At 57.4% G+C, this 15420-nt stretch carries 15 protein-coding genes and 3 tRNA genes; 15 read left to right on the top strand and 3 right to left on the bottom strand.

Translation table 11 applies throughout. From position 1 onward, the window contains the following. The first annotated feature begins 30 nt into the window (after positions 1-30). The 11 genes from tpiA to pnp all read left to right on the top strand — a co-directional run bounded on the left by tpiA (position 31) and on the right by pnp (position 10313). On the top strand, positions 31-786 hold the full coding sequence (gene tpiA / locus ACNYC6_RS09600) for a triose-phosphate isomerase (RefSeq protein ID WP_419712093.1): 756 nt from the start codon (positions 31-33) through the stop codon (positions 784-786). Positions 787-790: 4 nt separating this feature from the next. Continuing rightward, entirely contained in the window at positions 791-1174 is a 384-nt protein-coding gene (gene secG, locus ACNYC6_RS09595; RefSeq protein WP_017336473.1) for a preprotein translocase subunit SecG, read from the top strand. Positions 1175-1196: 22 nt separating this feature from the next. Beyond that, positions 1197-1282, top strand: a tRNA-Leu gene (locus ACNYC6_RS09590). A 97-nt stretch (positions 1283-1379) separates the two neighbouring features. Continuing rightward, positions 1380-1456 (top strand) — tRNA-Met (locus ACNYC6_RS09585). 138 nt (positions 1457-1594) lie between these two features. Next, on the top strand, positions 1595-2053 hold the full coding sequence (gene rimP / locus ACNYC6_RS09580) for a ribosome maturation factor RimP (protein ID WP_419712092.1): 459 nt from the start codon (positions 1595-1597) through the stop codon (positions 2051-2053). Between the two features lie 47 nt (positions 2054-2100). Next, on the top strand, positions 2101-3582 hold the full coding sequence (nusA, locus tag ACNYC6_RS09575) for a transcription termination factor NusA (protein WP_093226792.1): 1482 nt from the start codon (positions 2101-2103) through the stop codon (positions 3580-3582). A gap of 27 nt (positions 3583-3609) precedes the next feature. Continuing rightward, positions 3610-6129, top strand: a complete 2520-nt coding sequence (gene infB / locus ACNYC6_RS09570; protein ID WP_419712091.1) for a translation initiation factor IF-2 — start codon at positions 3610-3612, stop codon at positions 6127-6129. A 159-nt stretch (positions 6130-6288) separates the two neighbouring features. Then, positions 6289-6690 (top strand): 30S ribosome-binding factor RbfA, encoded by a 402-nt coding sequence (gene rbfA / locus ACNYC6_RS09565; protein ID WP_034148332.1) that lies wholly within the window; start codon positions 6289-6291, stop codon positions 6688-6690. Between the two features lie 3 nt (positions 6691-6693). Beyond that, a complete protein-coding gene (gene truB, locus ACNYC6_RS09560) occupies positions 6694-7611 on the top strand; it encodes a tRNA pseudouridine(55) synthase TruB (RefSeq protein WP_419712090.1) in 918 nt (305 codons plus the stop codon). Positions 7612-7728: 117 nt separating this feature from the next. Then, the gene (rpsO, locus tag ACNYC6_RS09555; RefSeq protein WP_046820615.1) at positions 7729-7998 is read left to right on the top strand and encodes a 30S ribosomal protein S15; all 270 of its coding nucleotides are present in this window, start codon (positions 7729-7731) and stop codon (positions 7996-7998) included. 209 nt (positions 7999-8207) lie between these two features. Continuing rightward, a complete protein-coding gene (gene pnp, locus ACNYC6_RS09550) occupies positions 8208-10313 on the top strand; it encodes a polyribonucleotide nucleotidyltransferase (RefSeq protein ID WP_007915263.1) in 2106 nt (701 codons plus the stop codon). Positions 10314-10390: 77 nt separating this feature from the next. Here pnp and ACNYC6_RS09545 read toward each other — a convergent pair whose 3' ends face one another. Then, positions 10391-11596, bottom strand: a complete 1206-nt coding sequence (locus tag ACNYC6_RS09545) for an ISL3 family transposase (RefSeq protein ID WP_419709226.1) — start codon at positions 11594-11596, stop codon at positions 10391-10393. Positions 11597-11768: 172 nt separating this feature from the next. Between ACNYC6_RS09545 and ACNYC6_RS09540 the strand changes: the two genes are divergently transcribed. Continuing rightward, positions 11769-11844: transfer RNA gene (locus tag ACNYC6_RS09540), tRNA-Thr, on the top strand. 24 nt (positions 11845-11868) lie between these two features. On the opposite strand, the gene ACNYC6_RS09535 is transcribed toward ACNYC6_RS09540, so the two are convergent. Further along, positions 11869-12153: a hypothetical protein gene (locus tag ACNYC6_RS09535; RefSeq protein ID WP_419712089.1), complete on the bottom strand. Its 285-nt coding sequence runs from the start codon at positions 12151-12153 to the stop codon at positions 11869-11871. A 296-nt stretch (positions 12154-12449) separates the two neighbouring features. Between ACNYC6_RS09535 and ACNYC6_RS09530 the strand changes: the two genes are divergently transcribed. Then, positions 12450-12755, top strand: a complete 306-nt coding sequence (locus ACNYC6_RS09530; RefSeq protein WP_419712088.1) for a DUF6388 family protein — start codon at positions 12450-12452, stop codon at positions 12753-12755. 51 nt (positions 12756-12806) lie between these two features. Here the strand turns inward: ACNYC6_RS09530 and nadC are convergent, their stop codons facing one another. Next, positions 12807-13655, bottom strand: coding sequence for a carboxylating nicotinate-nucleotide diphosphorylase (nadC, locus tag ACNYC6_RS09525; protein WP_419712087.1), 849 nt, complete (start codon positions 13653-13655; stop codon positions 12807-12809). Between the two features lie 234 nt (positions 13656-13889). On the opposite strand from nadC, the gene ampD reads away from it, so the two are divergent. Together ampD and ampE are read left to right on the top strand one after the other, a co-directional pair. Then, positions 13890-14465 carry a 1,6-anhydro-N-acetylmuramyl-L-alanine amidase AmpD gene (ampD, locus tag ACNYC6_RS09520; protein ID WP_419712086.1) on the top strand — a complete coding sequence of 192 codons (576 nt, stop codon included), beginning with the start codon at positions 13890-13892 and terminating at the stop codon, positions 14463-14465. After that, positions 14462-15298 (top strand): regulatory signaling modulator protein AmpE, encoded by an 837-nt coding sequence (gene ampE, locus ACNYC6_RS09515; RefSeq protein WP_419712085.1) that lies wholly within the window; start codon positions 14462-14464, stop codon positions 15296-15298. The genes ampD and ampE overlap by 4 nt, the downstream gene beginning before the upstream one ends. Positions 15299-15420 lie beyond the last annotated feature (122 nt).

Here is a 15420-nt window from a genome sequence, read left to right as displayed (position 1 = left end):
CTGCGCCCACTTTGACCGACGAGGTACAGCATGCGTCGCCCTATGGTAGCTGGTAACTGGAAGATGCACGGTACCCGCGCCAGCGTCGCTGAGCTGATCAACGGCCTTCGTGACTTGGCCTTGCCGAGTGGTGTTGATGTCGCGGTATTCCCGTCCTGCCTGCATATCAATCAAGTGATTGATGGCTTGCAGGAAAAGCCGATTTCGGTTGGTGCGCAGAATGCTGCGGTGGAATCCGGACAAGGTGCGTTGACCGGTGAAGTTGCACCGAGTCAGTTGGTGGATGCAGGTTGTTCCCTGGTGCTTGTCGGGCACTCCGAACGCCGCCAGATTATGGGCGAGCAGGATGCAGTGCTGATCCGCAAGTTCGCAGCGGCACAGGCAAGTGGCTTGATCCCGGTGTTGTGTGTAGGGGAAACCCTTGAACAGCGTGAAGCGGGGAAGACTGTTGAAGTTGTCTCGCGTCAGCTGAGCAGCATCATCGACGAGCTGGGTGTCGGTGTCTTTGCAAATGCAGTAATTGCTTACGAGCCGGTCTGGGCCATTGGTACCGGGCTGACTGCTTCGCCGCAACAGGCGCAGGATGTGCATGCAGCCATCCGCGCCCAGTTGGCGGCAGAGAATTCTGAAGTCGCACAAGGTGTGCGACTTCTATACGGCGGCAGCGTGAAGGCGGCCAATGCGGTCGAACTGTTCGGCATGCCGGATATCGATGGGGGTCTCATTGGTGGGGCTTCCCTGAATGCAGATGAGTTCGGTGCGATCTGTCGCGCCGCGGGAAACTGAAAAAATGCTGGAAACAGTCGTAGTCGTTTTTCATCTGTTGGGTGCATTGGGCGTAGTTGCTCTCGTATTGCTGCAGCAGGGTAAAGGTGCGGATGCTGGCGCGTCTTTCGGAGCAGGTGCTTCAAATACTGTGTTCGGAAGCCAAGGTTCCTCTACCTTTCTTAGTAAGTTTACTGCTATACTTGCCGCAGGTTTTTTCATAACCAGCTTGGGGTTAGGTTACTTTGCTAAAGAGAAGGCTCACCAGCTGACTCAAGTAGGTCTCCCAAATCCAGCAGTTCTGGAAGTTCCAAAGCAACAACCGGCTTCTGATGATGTCCCGGTGCTTCAAGAGCAAAAGTCGGCTACCCCAGCGACTGACGTGCCTCCAGCTCAAGAGCAGAAGTAAGAAGGGTTTCAAACGTAGTATTGCCGAGGTGGTGGAATTGGTAGACACGCAACCTTGAGGTGGTTGTGCCCATAGGGTGTAGGGGTTCGAGTCCCCTTCTCGGTACCAATTAGTCAGGAGAGCCCGCTGTTGCGGGCTTTCTTGCAGGTGGAAGGTTACATTGACCCTGTAGGGGATCGGTCGTATACTTCCGCCCCAGCTTTGTCGCGGGGTGGAGCAGTCTGGTAGCTCGTCGGGCTCATAACCCGAAGGTCGTCGGTTCAAATCCGGCCCCCGCAACCAGTTTAAGGAGCCCCTTTTAAGGGGCTTTTTGTTAGCTGGACACTTTCAACGCCGATGTTCGACGGCGTTTCAAGGATGGGCGTTTCGCCCATTTTTTTATTTTGCATAGCATGCACATACATGCACTAGGGGGTTCAGGTGTCGAGCAAGCTAGAAGAGTTGCAGGCCTTGCTGGCCCCGGTGGTCGTGGCCCTAGGCTATGAATGCTGGGGTATTGAGTTTTCGGCCCAGGGTCGTCACTCGATGTTGCGCGTTTATATCGATAAAGAGGGCGGCGTGCTGGTGGACGATTGCGCCATTGTCAGCCGTCAGATCAGCGGTGTACTGGATGTTGAAGATCCAATCTCCGTTGAATACACCCTTGAAATTTCCTCGCCTGGCATGGAACGCCCTCTGTTCACTCTTGAGCAGTTTGCAAAATTTGCCGGTGAACAAGTGAAGATCAAGCTGCGCTCGCCTTTTGAAGGTCGACGCAACTTTCAGGGCCTTCTGCGCGGCGTAGAAGAGCAGGACGTCGTGGTGCAGGTTGAAGACCATGAGTTCCTGTTGCCGATCGATATGATCGACAAGGCCAACATTATTCCCAGTTTTGACTGAGACGCGGATCCCGCGGATCCAATGGCTTGCGAAAGGCGAGGCGTACGATGAGCAAAGAAGTACTGCTGGTTGTTGAGTCGGTATCCAACGAAAAGGGTGTACCGGCAAACGTAATTTTTGAAGCGCTGGAGCTGGCTCTGGCCACTGCTACCAAAAAGCGTTTCGAGGACGAAGTCGATCTGCGTGTGGAAATCAATCGCCACACCGGTGCTTACGAGACTTTCCGTCGCTGGACGGTCGTCGAAGAAGATGACCTGGATGATCCGGCCATCGAAACCTGGCCGAGCAAGGTTGCTGAAACGCATCCAGGCGCCAAGGTCGGTGACGTCGTCGAAGAGAAAATCGAGTCCATCGAATTCGGCCGTATCGCTGCACAGACTGCCAAGCAAGTGATCGTGCAGAAAGTTCGCGAAGCCGAGCGCGCTCAGGTTGTTGACGCTTACCGCGAACGCCTGGGTGAAATCATCTCCGGCACCGTGAAGAAAGTGACCCGCGACAACGTGATCGTCGATCTGGGCAACAACGCTGAAGCGTTGCTGGCTCGTGAAGACATCATTTCTCGCGAAACCTTCCGGGTTGGCGTGCGTCTGCGTGCGCTGCTCAAGGAAATCCGTACCGAGAACCGCGGCCCTCAGCTGATCCTGTCGCGTACCGCGCCGGAAATGCTGATCGAGTTGTTCCGCATCGAAGTGCCGGAAATTGCTGAAGGCCTGATCGAAGTGATGGCAGCGTCCCGTGACCCGGGTTCACGCGCCAAGATCGCCGTCCGCTCCAAGGACAAACGCATCGACCCGCAGGGCGCTTGCATCGGTATGCGCGGTTCGCGCGTCCAGGCAGTGTCGGGCGAGTTGGGCGGTGAGCGTGTGGACATCGTCCTGTGGGACGACAACCCGGCTCAGTTCGTAATCAACGCCATGTCCCCGGCCGAGGTTGCGGCAATTATCGTTGACGAAGATGCCCATGCAATGGACATCGCCGTTGGCGCAGACAATCTGGCTCAGGCCATCGGTCGCGGTGGTCAGAACGTGCGTCTGGCCAGCCAATTGACTGGCTGGACCCTGAACGTGATGACCGAATCGGACATCCAGGCTAAGCAGCAAGCAGAAACCGGCGACATCCTGCGCAACTTCATCGACGAGCTGGAAGTCGACGAAGAACTGGCTCAGGTGCTGGTAGATGAAGGCTTCACCAGCCTGGAAGAGATTGCCTACGTACCGTTGGAAGAAATGCTCAACATCGACGGCTTTGACGAAGACATCGTCAACGAGCTTCGCGCTCGTGCCAAGGATCGTTTGTTGACCAAAGCCATCGCTACTGAGGAAAAGCTGGCAGACGCCCATCCGGCCGAAGACCTGCTCTCGCTTGAGGGTATGGACAAGGATTTGGCGATGGAACTGGCGGTGCGCGGCGTAATTACCCGCGAAGACCTGGCCGAGCAGTCTATTGACGACCTGCTCGACATCGACGGCATTGACGATGATCGTGCCGGCAAGTTGATCATGGCCGCCCGAGCCCACTGGTTCGAGTAATTAGGCGCGGCCTGAGGAGAGAAGTGCATGACGCAAGTCACGGTGAAACAACTGGCCGATGAGGTCAAAACACCGGTAGAGCGCCTGTTGCAGCAGATGCGTGAGGCAGGTCTGCCGCACACCGCCGCCGAAGAAAGTGTGACTGACAGTGAGAAGCAATCGTTGCTGACTCACTTGAAAAGCAGCCACAAGGCGAAAGTGGAAGAACCACGCAAGATTACGCTGCAGCGTAAAACCACCAGCACCCTGCGTGTTGCTGGCAGCAAAAGCATCAGCGTTGAAGTACGCAAGAAGAAAGTCTTCGTACAGCGCAGCCCGGAAGAAATTGAAGCCGAGCGCAAGCGTGAACTGGATGAACGTCGCGCAGTAGAAAATGCTGCTCGTCAGAAGGCTGAAGAAGAAGCCAAGCGTCGCGCCGAAGAAGAAGCGCGTCGCCAGCCTGCTGCTGCGCCGACCGCTCCAGCCGAACCTGTTGCTGCACCTGTTGCAGTGGCCGAGCCTGTGCGTGAAAGCGCGCCGGTCGTGGCTGCAGCGCCAGCTGCCGACGCTCGCAAGCGTGACGAACCACGCCGTCCGGACAAACCACGTGCCGACGATAACAATCGTCGCGGCAGTGGCGATGGTGAGCGCAAAAACGCTCCGCATCGTGCTTCGGTCAAAGAGAAAGCGCCTGCGCCACGCGTTGCCCCACGTACTACCGACGAAGAAAGCGATGGCTTCCGTCGTGGTGGTCGCGGCAAAGCCAAGCTGAAGAAACGCAACGCCCACGGTTTCCAGAGCCCAACCGGCCCTGTCGTGCGTGAAGTGAAGATCGGCGAGACCATCACTGTGGGCGATCTCGCTCAGCAGATGTCGGTCAAGGCTGCTGAAATCATCAAGTTCATGTTCAAACTGGGTACTCCAGCGACCATCAACCAGGTACTGGATCAGGAAACTGCCCAACTGGTTGCTGAAGAGCTGGGCCACAAAGTGACCCTGGTCAGCGACACCGCCCTGGAAGATTCCCTGGCCGAGTCCCTGAAGTTTGAAGGTGAGGCAGTTTCCCGTGCTCCGGTCGTGACCGTAATGGGCCACGTTGACCACGGTAAAACTTCCCTGCTCGACTACATCCGTCGTGCCAAGGTTGCTGCTGGCGAAGCCGGTGGTATCACCCAGCACATCGGCGCATACCACGTTGAAACCGACCGTGGCATGGTGACGTTCCTCGACACCCCTGGTCACGCCGCGTTTACCGCAATGCGTGCCCGTGGTGCCAAGGCGACCGACATCGTGATCCTGGTGGTTGCAGCGGACGACGGCGTAATGCCGCAGACCATTGAAGCTGTCCAGCACGCAGTAGCGGCCGGCGTTCCACTGGTTGTTGCAGTGAACAAGATCGACAAGCCGGGCGCTGATCTCGATCGCATCCGTAGCGAACTGTCCGTTCACGGCGTGACGTCGGAAGAGTGGGGTGGTGACACTCCATTCGTACCGGTCTCGGCGAAGATGGGTACTGGCGTCGACGAACTGCTCGAAGCCGTATTGCTGCAAGCCGAAGTTCTGGAACTGACTGCAACTCCATCGGCTCCTGGCCGTGGTGTCGTGGTTGAGTCCCGTCTGGACAAGGGCCGTGGCCCGGTGGCTACCGTTCTGGTTCAGGACGGTACCCTGCGTCAAGGCGACATGGTCCTGGTCGGTTCGAACTATGGCCGTGTACGTGCCATGCTCGACGAGAACGGCAAGCCAATCAAGGAAGCCGGTCCGGCCATCCCTGTCGAAATTCTCGGCCTGGACGGTACCCCAGACGCTGGCGACGAGATGAGCGTGGTTGCCGACGAGAAGAAAGCCCGTGAAGTGGCTCTGTTCCGTCAAGGCAAGTTCCGCGAAGTCAAACTGGCTCGCGCTCACGCCGGCAAGCTGGAAAACATCTTCGAAAACATGGGTCAGGAAGAGAAGAAGACGCTCAACATCGTCCTCAAATCCGACGTCCGTGGTTCGTTGGAAGCGTTGAACGGTGCCTTGAACGGCCTGGGCAACGACGAAGTGCAAGTGCGTGTAGTGGGTGGCGGTGTTGGTGGTATCACCGAATCCGACGCCAACCTGGCACTGGCCTCCAACGCTGTACTGTTCGGCTTCAACGTGCGTGCCGATGCCGGCGCTCGCAAGATCGTCGAGCAGGAAGGTCTGGATATGCGTTACTACAACGTGATCTACGACATCATCGAAGACGTCAAGAAAGCCCTGACCGGTATGCTCGGCAGCGATGTTCGCGAGAACATCCTGGGTGTCGCCGAAGTGCGTGACGTGTTCCGTTCGCCGAAGTTTGGCGCGATCGCCGGTTGCATGGTTATCGAAGGTGTTGTTCACCGTAACCGTCCAATCCGTGTACTGCGTGAAGACATCGTTATCTTCGAAGGCGAGCTGGAATCCCTGCGGCGCTTCAAAGATGACGCTTCTGAAGTACGTGCCGGCATGGAATGCGGTATCGGCGTGAAGAGCTACAACGACGTCAAAGTCGGTGACAAGATCGAAGTCTTCGAGAAGGTTCAGGTTGCTCGCAGCCTCTAACTCGCGCACTTCAAGAGCCGCGATGGCCTGCCGCATGCAATTGTGCAGCGCATCGTCCGGACTCTAAACGCAACGCCCGGTCTGGCTTCTGTCAGGCCGGGCGTTTGCCGCTTTCAGACCTTACGGGTTTCACCGTGGGGCAGTTACAGGTAACAAGACATGGCAAAAGAATATAGCCGTACCCAGCGTATCGGCGATCAGATGCAGCGCGAGCTGGCCCAACTGATCCGTCGCGAAGTCAAAGACCCGCGCGTAGGCCTGGTCACCATTACTGCTGTGGAAGTCAGTCGCGACGTCGGTCACGCCAAGATTTTCATCACCGTGATGGGGCAGGACAGTGCCGAAGACATTGCACAAAGCATCAAGGTGCTGAACTCCGCCGCCGGTTTCCTGCGCATGCAGCTGGCTCGTGAGATGAAGCTGCGCAGCGTTCCACAGTTGCACTTCCATTACGACGAAAGCGTCGTACGCGGTGCGCACCTGTCGGCATTGATCGAGCGCGCAGTGGCTGAAGACAATCAGCATCCGGTTGCGGCAGAAGCCGAAGACACCAAGGAGTAACCGGTGGCTCAGGTCAAACGTATCCGTCGTAACGTCAGCGGCATCATCCTGCTCGACAAGCCGCTGGGGTTTACTTCCAACGCGGCTTTGCAGAAGGTTCGCTGGTTGCTCAACGCTGAGAAGGCCGGGCACACCGGCAGTCTTGATCCCTTGGCCACCGGTGTGTTGCCGTTGTGCTTCGGCGAGGCCACCAAGTTTTCGCAATATCTGCTCGATTCCGACAAGGGTTACGAAACCCTGGCGCAATTGGGCAAAACCACCACCACGGCGGATGCCGAGGGTGAGGTTTTGCAGGAGCGCCCGGTGACCGTTGGTCGCGCCGATGTCGAAGCTGCTTTGCCGGGTTTTCGCGGTCAAATCAGTCAGATACCGCCGATGTACTCGGCACTCAAGCGTGATGGGCAACCGCTGTACAAGCTGGCTCGTGCTGGCGAAGTAGTGGAGCGTGAACCGCGTTCTGTTACTATTACGCGCTTGGAATTGCTGGCCTTCGAAGGTGATACTGCTCGACTGGCAGTGGATTGCAGCAAAGGCACCTATATCCGTACCTTGGTGGAGGATATTGGTGAACAACTCGGTTGTGGCGCTTACGTGGCAGAACTGCGACGTACCCAGGCCGGGCCTTTCACGCTGGCGCAGACGGTCACTCTGGAAGAGCTGGAAGCGGTACATGCCGAAGGCGGCAACGAAGCGGTCGATCGCTTCCTGATGCCATCGGACAGCGGCCTGCTGGATTGGCCACTGCTGCAATTCTCGGAAGCGAGCGCGTTCTACTGGCTCAACGGCCAGCCGGTACGTGCTCCGGATGCTCCGAAGTTTGGCATGGTACGGGTACAGGATCACAATGGTCGCTTCATCGGTATCGGTGAAGTGAGCGAAGACGGGCGCATCGCGCCACGTCGACTGATTCGGTCAGAATGACCGAACGAGGGTGGCTGTTAACAGGCACGGTCACTACTCATTTTTAGATACAGGGATTTGTCCCTGGCCTGTTGAAACTGTTTTTCTGAAACAGTTTCCTGATAAAAGGATTGCCTCATGGCTCTCGACGTTCAAGAAAAAGCTCAAATCGTAGCTGACTACCAGCAAGCTGTTGGTGACACTGGTTCGCCAGAAGTGCAAGTTGCACTGCTGACCGCCAACATCAACAAACTGCAAGGTCACTTCAAGGCCAACGGTAAAGATCACCACTCCCGTCGTGGTCTGATCCGCATGGTTAACCAGCGTCGCAAGCTGCTGGACTACCTGAAAGGCAAAGACGTGAGCCGTTACAGCGCTCTGATCGGTCGCCTGGGTCTGCGTCGCTAATAAGCGATTGCGCTAGAGGTTGGTTGTCTGTCGTGCGTCAGCGGTTTTCCGCCGGCGCATGGCAGGCTCCCAGCCTCAAGTTTTATCTGGATGTCTGCTTTACCTGTGTGAGTACACCCCGGACAACCGGTCGGGCCGATTCCCGACATTGCCCAAGAATTTCGCAAGAAACCCGTTTCCCCAAGAGCCACAAAAGAAGGTAGGACACCGTGAACCCGGTAATCAAAAAATTCCAGTTCGGTCAGTCGACCGTTACCCTCGAGACTGGCCGTATCGCCCGTCAGGCCTCCGGCGCAGTATTGGTCACCGTTGACGACGACGTCAGCGTATTGGTGACCGTAGTCGGTGCCAAACAAGCCGATCCAGGCAAGGGCTTCTTCCCTCTGTCTGTTCACTACCAGGAAAAGACTTACGCTGCCGGTAAGATCCCTGGCGGTTTCTTCAAGCGCGAAGGCCGTCCTTCCGAAAAAGAAACCCTGACTTCCCGACTGATCGACCGTCCGATCCGTCCGCTGTTCCCGGAAGGTTTCATGAACGAAGTGCAGGTCGTCTGCACCGTCGTTTCCACCAGCAAGAAGACCGATCCGGACATCGCTGCGATGATCGGTACCTCGGCTGCGCTGGCGATCTCCGGCATTCCTTTTGATGGCCCGATCGGCGCTGCCCGCGTTGCTTTCCACGAAAGCACCGGCTACCTGCTGAACCCGACCTACGAGCAACAGGCTGCTTCGAGCCTGGACATGGTCGTTGCCGGTACTTCGGACGCCGTACTGATGGTTGAATCGGAAGCCAAAGAGCTGACCGAAGACCAGATGCTGGGCGCCGTACTGTTTGCTCACGACGAGTTCCAGGTGGTGATCAACGCCGTTAAAGAACTGGCCGCTGAAGCTGCCAAGCCAACCTGGACCTGGGCTCCTGCACCAGAAGCCACCGAGCTGCTGGGCGCTATCCGTGCCGAGTTCGGCGAAGCGATCTCTCAGGCTTACACCATCACCGTCAAGGCCGACCGTTACGCTCGCCTGGGCGAGTTGAAGGACCAGGTCGTTGCCAAGCTGTCCGGTGAAGAAGGCCAGCCTTCGTCCAGCGAAGTCAAAGCGGCTTTCGGCGAAATCGAATACCGCACCGTTCGCGAAAACATCGTAAACGGCAAGCCACGTATCGACGGTCGCGACACCAAGACCGTACGTCCGTTGAACATCGAAGTCGGCGTTCTGCCAAAGACCCACGGCTCGGCTCTGTTCACCCGCGGTGAAACCCAGGCTCTGGTGGTTGCGACTCTGGGCACCGCCCGTGACGCACAACTGCTGGATACCCTGGAAGGCGAGAAAAAAGACCCGTTCATGCTGCACTACAACTTCCCTCCGTTCTCGGTGGGCGAGTGTGGTCGCATGGGTGGCGCTGGTCGTCGCGAAATCGGTCACGGCCGTCTGGCCCGTCGTTCGGTTTCGGCCATGCTGCCTGCCGCTGACGTGTTCCCGTACACCATCCGCGTTGTTTCGGAAATTACTGAATCCAACGGATCGAGCTCGATGGCTTCCGTTTGCGGTGCTTCCCTGGCTCTGATGGACGCCGGTGTGCCTATGAAGGCGCCGGTTGCCGGTATCGCCATGGGCCTGGTTAAAGAAGGCGAGAAGTTCGCTGTTCTGACCGACATCCTGGGCGACGAAGACCACCTGGGCGACATGGACTTCAAAGTAGCCGGTACCGCCAAAGGCGTTACTGCGTTGCAGATGGACATCAAGATCAAGGGCATCACCGAAGAAATCATGGAAATCGCTCTGGGCCAAGCCCTGGAAGCGCGCCTGAACATCCTCGGTCAGATGAACCAGATCATCGGCCAGTCGCGTACCGAACTGTCGGCCAACGCACCGACCATGATCGCGATGAAAATCGACACCGACAAAATCCGTGATGTCATCGGTAAAGGCGGCGCGACCATTCGTGCGATCTGTGAAGAGACCAAGGCTTCGATCGATATCGAAGACGACGGCTCGATCAAGATCTTCGGCGAAACCAAGGAAGCGGCTGAAGCTGCACGTCAGCGCGTTCTGGGCATCACCGCTGAAGCCGAAATCGGCAAGATCTACGTCGGTAAGGTTGAGCGCATCGTCGACTTCGGCGCATTCGTCAACATCCTGCCAGGCAAGGACGGTCTGGTTCACATCTCCATGCTGAGCGACGCTCGCGTAGAGAAAGTGACCGACATCCTGAAAGAAGGCCAGGAAGTGGAAGTACTGGTACTGGACGTGGACAACCGCGGCCGTATCAAGCTGTCCATCAAAGACGTAGCAGCAGCCAAGGCTTCGGGCGTTTAATCACGCGCCGGCTTGACCGCTTCAACGTTGTAAGAAAGGCCCCGCAGTGAAAGCTGCGGGGCCTTTTTTTAGGTTCTTCACGGATTACCGGGAAAGACGCTCTTGATCTTCATGAAAAAGAATTCGCTATCCCGGTAACCGTACGCCATCCGTTTGATGACCTTTATTCGATTGTTTATACCTTCCAACTGCCCTGTGTGCATCGGCCAGCGAACCCGACTGACGATGCCTCGCCAGTAAGCCTTCAGCCGATTGGCGAACTGGATCAGTGCCGGTAGTTCGCTTTCATGAGCATGGCGCAGCCATTGCTTCCAGGCCGATCGCCAAGCCCAGGCAGCACTCGGTGTCCAGAGTGTTTTGAGCTCAGCCTTCATCAAATACACCGTCATCAGCGATTGGTTGGCCGCCAACAAATCTTGCAAGCGAACCTGCTGTTCCGGCGTTTTCAGATTCTGTGGATTGCGCAGCAATAGCCATCGCGCCTGCTTGATGACCTTGCGAGCCGGCTTGTCATGACGCAATCGGTTAGCTTCGTCGACGCGGACCCGGTCAATGACCTCTCGGCCATATTTGGCCACCACATGAAAGAGGTCGTAGACCACACGCGCTTTCGGGCAGTGCTGACGAACCTCCAGGTCAAACGCAGTGTTCATGTCCATTGCCACCGCTTCGATTCGAGCACATCCCTCTGGCCCAAGCTCTTCGAAAAAGGGCCGAACTGCCGCCCGGCTGCGACCTTCGCCGATCCATAGCACTCGTCGCGTATCGGCATCCAACACAACACTGGCGTAGCGATGCCCTTTAAACAGCGCGAATTCATCCATCACCAGGCGTCGTGGTTGAGCCGTCGGCAACTCGCTCAATGCCGCTTGCAAGGCCCGACGCTCCAGCAACCGCACGGTGTCCCAATGCAGCCCAAACATCTGGGCCACGTGCAGGGTGGGAAGGCGTTCGCTGGCCTGAATAACCGCATCAGCCAAGCGGCGTGTCATGCGCGCATAGCGATCCAGCCAACTCACGGCCTCCATGCGTTTGCCACAGTCGCGGCAGCCAACGCGCCTGAGCAGCACGCTGAGGCGTACCGCGCGGCCGAGAATGGGCAAATCGCGAACGGTTCGCTCGCAATACTCATGAGTGGTTGAACAAGGCTTTTGGCAGCCGCCACAGGAAGGAAATCGGGTGGCGTGAGGAGTCAGTTCGATCCGTAGGGCATCACCCTCAGGCTTGATCGTGACGACAGAAAAGCCCTCCCAAAACGGAAGGAAAGTATTAATATCGCGCATAAGAACGCCGGTTTGTTAGATGTGTTTGCTCGCACGAACATCATCAATCAAATCGGCGTTCTTGTTTCTGTGTTTCCCGGGATTCCGTGGAGAACCTTTTTTTATCCGGTGAAAAACCGGGATACGGGTCGAAGTTGCCGGTATTGCTTCGCGATGCTAGGTTTAGCCCACTGCCCGTGTAGCTCAGTCGGTAGAGCAGCGCACTCGTAACGCGAAGGTCGCAGGTTCGATTCCTGTCTCGGGCACCATCCCTTCTTACTTCAGCTTGTTTCTCAAATCGTCGACCGTGCGTTTGAGCTGATCCATTTCGCGATCCTGCACGCTTGATCGTTAAGGGTGGTTTGCATTGCCTTCAGGTCACTGACGTCGAATTCTGTATTGACCAGAACGTCTTTGCCGTACTCATTGTGGATAGCGATCACTTTGCTGTTGGTGGACGTGTAACTGTTGCTCAGTTCAATGCCGGCCAGTGCCGTTCTCGGTAGCGCCAGAAGTCCCAGCACAGCCGTCATTGTGCTGGTGGACAGTACAGACGAAAGCTTCGAAAAACTCCGCATCGCTTGAGTTCCATGTGAAGTGCCATATGGCGCATCGCTATGGCTTGGAGGCTGGTCTAATGTTCCCGAGTGCCACGGGCGATGAACGGTTTTTTTGTGGATGGATGTAAAGAGTCGTGTAAATCGTCCGACAAACGTCCTATATTCGATGCCTGCATGAGCTTCGCCCAGCAGTTTTCAGATGATCCCGAATGGTTCTGAAGGCCAGACAAACCGGGCTGCAATCGGTTTTTTGCGTCAGAGAGATCCTTGATGATCCAGATCCATCTTCCATTCCCATGATCAGCGAGAACGCCATGACCGTGAAAGAATTGACTCAAGAACAACGACACGAAGAAGCCCTGAAGAAGTACGTGCTGGACGCGTCCAAACTGATGGACGAGATCAAGGACCTGCCAGCCGACGATCAGAAAGACCAGATTCAGTGGGCGTTCGAGGATGAGGCCGAAGCCCAGGGCTTGCAGCCGTGGGAGCTGACACTCAAGTACACTTCAACCCCTGAAGAGTTCGAGGTCAAACGCCTTGAACTGCACAAAGAGGCCGCCGAGGTCTTGGGAGTCGAGTGGGAAGAGTACTGCGAGATGAACAATCTGGTGGTCTGATGCAAAAACGCCAGCCTTGTCGAGGCTGGCGTTTTTCATTGCAAGAGGGGCTCAGAGACTCAAGCGCATCGATAAATCAACGGCCTTCACATCCTTGGTCATCGCACCAATCGAGATGTAGTCCACACCGGTTTCGGCGATCGGCAGCAGGGTGCTTTCGTTGATCCCGCCACTGGCTTCCAGTTTTGCCTTGCCACCGTTAAGGCGTACGGCTTCGCGCATGTCATCCAGGCTCAGTTCGTCGAGCATGATGATATCGGCGCCGGCCGCCAGGGCTTCTTTAAGCTCAATCAGGCTTTCCACTTCAATCTCCACCGGTTTGCCCGGGGCGATCTTGTGTGCGGCGGCGATGGCCTGCGCGATGCCACCGCAAGCGGCGATATGGTTTTCCTTTATCAGGAAGGCGTCGTACAGGCCGATGCGGTGGTTGTGGCAACCGCCGCAGGTCACGGCGTATTTTTGCGCCAGGCGCAGCCCCGGCAGGGTTTTGCGGGTGTCCAGCAGTTTTACCTGAGTCTGGGTCACGAAGTCGGCCAGGTACTGCGCGCGGGTGGCTACGCCGGACAACAGTTGCAGGAAATTCAGCGCGCTGCGTTCACCGGTCAGCAGCGAACGAGCCGGGCCTTCGAGGTGGAACAACACTTGATTGGGCTTGACCCGTTCGCCGTCGGCGACCTGCCAGTGCACCGCAACCCGCGGGTCCAGTTGCCGAAACACGTTATCCACCCAGGCAGTACCGCAGATGACGGCGGCGTCGCGGGTGATGATGGTGGCTTTGGCCAGGCGTTCGGCCGGGATCAATTGCGCGGTGATGTCGCCGCTGCCGACGTCTTCGAGCAACGCACGGCGCACGTTGGCTTCGATTTCGGCGGTCAAATCGGCGAGACGTAGATTCGGCATAGCGGGCTCCACAAACAAAGTGGCCCGATTATAGGGCCATGGCGCGGAGCAACCCAAGGCATCCGAGACATTGCCATCGCTCTGAAGCCTGCATTTGGTCGATTCCCTCCTGCAATCGGGCTCTTGAATGGCTGATCGGCAATCTGCGAGGCCTCAATCGCGGCAAGTGATCGCGTCCTGAGGGGCTATCGCGGCATACTGGGCACCAACACAGTCGTCGTTGAAGGAATCGGTATGCAGCTGGACCCCGCGAGCGGTTGGTGTCAGGACGTGCGTTTGTGTCCCTCACCCAACTTCAATGCGCGCCCCACGGGCGAAATTTCCCTGCTGGTGATCCACAACATCAGCCTGCCACCGGCGCAATTCGCCACGGGCAAGGTGCAGGAGTTTTTCCAGAATCGCCTGGATGTCACGGAGCACCCTTACTTTGAGGGGATTGCCGATCTGCGGGTGTCTGCGCACTTTCTGATCGAACGTGATGGCGCGGTTACTCAGTTTGTCTCCTGCCTCGAGCGCGCTTGGCACGCCGGGGTTTCGAGTTTCGAGGGGCGGGAAACCTGTAACGATTTTTCCCTGGGCATTGAGCTGGAGGGCACGGATGATCTGCCGTTCACCGATGCTCAATACGACGCGTTGATTGCCCTGACCCGGCAACTGCAAAACGTCTTCACGGGCATTACCCCACAGCGTATTTGCGGGCATAGCGACATCGCGCCCGGGCGCAAGACGGATCCGGGACCGGCGTTCGACTGGGCACGCTATCGCGCGGCGCTGGCTAACGCCGCAGTGGAAAAAGAGGAGCGACAATGAGTTTTCTGGTGTTGCTGTTGGCGGTATGGATTGAGAAGTTCTCGGCCTTGCGCCACCAGATTCAGAGAGATGGCGGTTGGGTACGCGAGCTGCATAAACTCGAATCCAGCCCGCGCCTGGCGAAAAAGCCATGGCTGGTTTTGCTCGTGCTGGTGTTGTTGCCGGTCGCGCTGCTGGGGCTGCTGTTGCTGGTGCTGGACCCGGTGGCTTACGGCTTGCTGGCGTTGCCGGTGCATCTACTGGTGGTGATTTACAGTCTGGGGCGCGGCGATCTGCTGGCGGGTCTCGGGCCGTTTCGCGACGCCTGGCGCCGGGAAGACCTGCAAGCCGCGGCCCATGTCGCCAAGCGTGACCTGGAGATCTGTGCCGACAGTGGCGAGCAACTGCTGGAGCGGGTCGAAGGGCATTTGTTGTGGGAGGCATACCAGAGCTTTTTTGCGGTGATTTTCTGGTACTTCCTGTTGGGGCCGGTCGCAGCCCTGAGTTACCGGTTGCTCGCTTTGGCTGAGGAGCATGGACAGAACTCCGCGGTGGTCGAGCGTGCTGCTCAGTTGCGCCATGCGTTTGATTGGGTACCGGTGCGTTTGCTGGCGGCGAGCTTTGCCCTGGTCGGCAATTTTGTTGCGGTGAGTCGGGTGATGTTGCATGAGTTGTTGAACTGGAACATCAGTGCCGCGCAGCTGATCGAGAAGGCCGGGTTGGTGGCTGCTGAAATCCCGGCGCCGATGGTTGGGCCTGAGGGCATCAATAGTCTTGATCGGATCTGGGAATTACTGCTGCGGGCGGCGGTGCTTTGGTATGCGGGGTTTGCGCTTTGGACGGTGTTGCCTTAGGGCAGCCCGCAGCCGAGGCGGCCTACCGGCCGGCCTGATTGTCTGGTCCTTACGCATTTCAAACTGTGGGAGCCAGCCTGCTGGCGATGACGATCTGACAACCGAGCTGATGTCGCGGATGC

This window comes from Pseudomonas sp. NFX224, assembly GCF_048565165.1.
Lineage (GTDB): Bacteria > Pseudomonadota > Gammaproteobacteria > Pseudomonadales > Pseudomonadaceae > Aquipseudomonas.
This window is presented reverse-complemented; position numbering and strand designations above follow the sequence as displayed.

Excerpts from the sequence above, each read along its gene's own strand:
- nadC (WP_419712087.1), bottom strand. The coding sequence starts at position 13,655 with ATGCCGAATCTACGTCTCGCCGATTTGACCGCCGAAATCGAAGCCAAC.
- secG (WP_017336473.1), top strand. The coding sequence starts at position 791 with ATGCTGGAAACAGTCGTAGTCGTTTTTCATCTGTTGGGTGCATTGGGC.
- ampE (WP_419712085.1), top strand. The coding sequence starts at position 14,462 with ATGAGTTTTCTGGTGTTGCTGTTGGCGGTATGGATTGAGAAGTTCTCG.
- tpiA (WP_419712093.1), top strand. The coding sequence starts at position 31 with ATGCGTCGCCCTATGGTAGCTGGTAACTGGAAGATGCACGGTACCCGC.
- ACNYC6_RS09535 (WP_419712089.1), bottom strand. The coding sequence starts at position 12,153 with ATGCGGAGTTTTTCGAAGCTTTCGTCTGTACTGTCCACCAGCACAATG.
- nusA (WP_093226792.1), top strand. The coding sequence starts at position 2,101 with ATGAGCAAAGAAGTACTGCTGGTTGTTGAGTCGGTATCCAACGAAAAG.
- ampD (WP_419712086.1), top strand. The coding sequence starts at position 13,890 with ATGCAGCTGGACCCCGCGAGCGGTTGGTGTCAGGACGTGCGTTTGTGT.
- rbfA (WP_034148332.1), top strand. The coding sequence starts at position 6,289 with ATGGCAAAAGAATATAGCCGTACCCAGCGTATCGGCGATCAGATGCAG.
- infB (WP_419712091.1), top strand. The coding sequence starts at position 3,610 with ATGACGCAAGTCACGGTGAAACAACTGGCCGATGAGGTCAAAACACCG.
- ACNYC6_RS09530 (WP_419712088.1), top strand. The coding sequence starts at position 12,450 with ATGACCGTGAAAGAATTGACTCAAGAACAACGACACGAAGAAGCCCTG.
- rpsO (WP_046820615.1), top strand. The coding sequence starts at position 7,729 with ATGGCTCTCGACGTTCAAGAAAAAGCTCAAATCGTAGCTGACTACCAG.
- ACNYC6_RS09545 (WP_419709226.1), bottom strand. The coding sequence starts at position 11,596 with ATGCGCGATATTAATACTTTCCTTCCGTTTTGGGAGGGCTTTTCTGTC.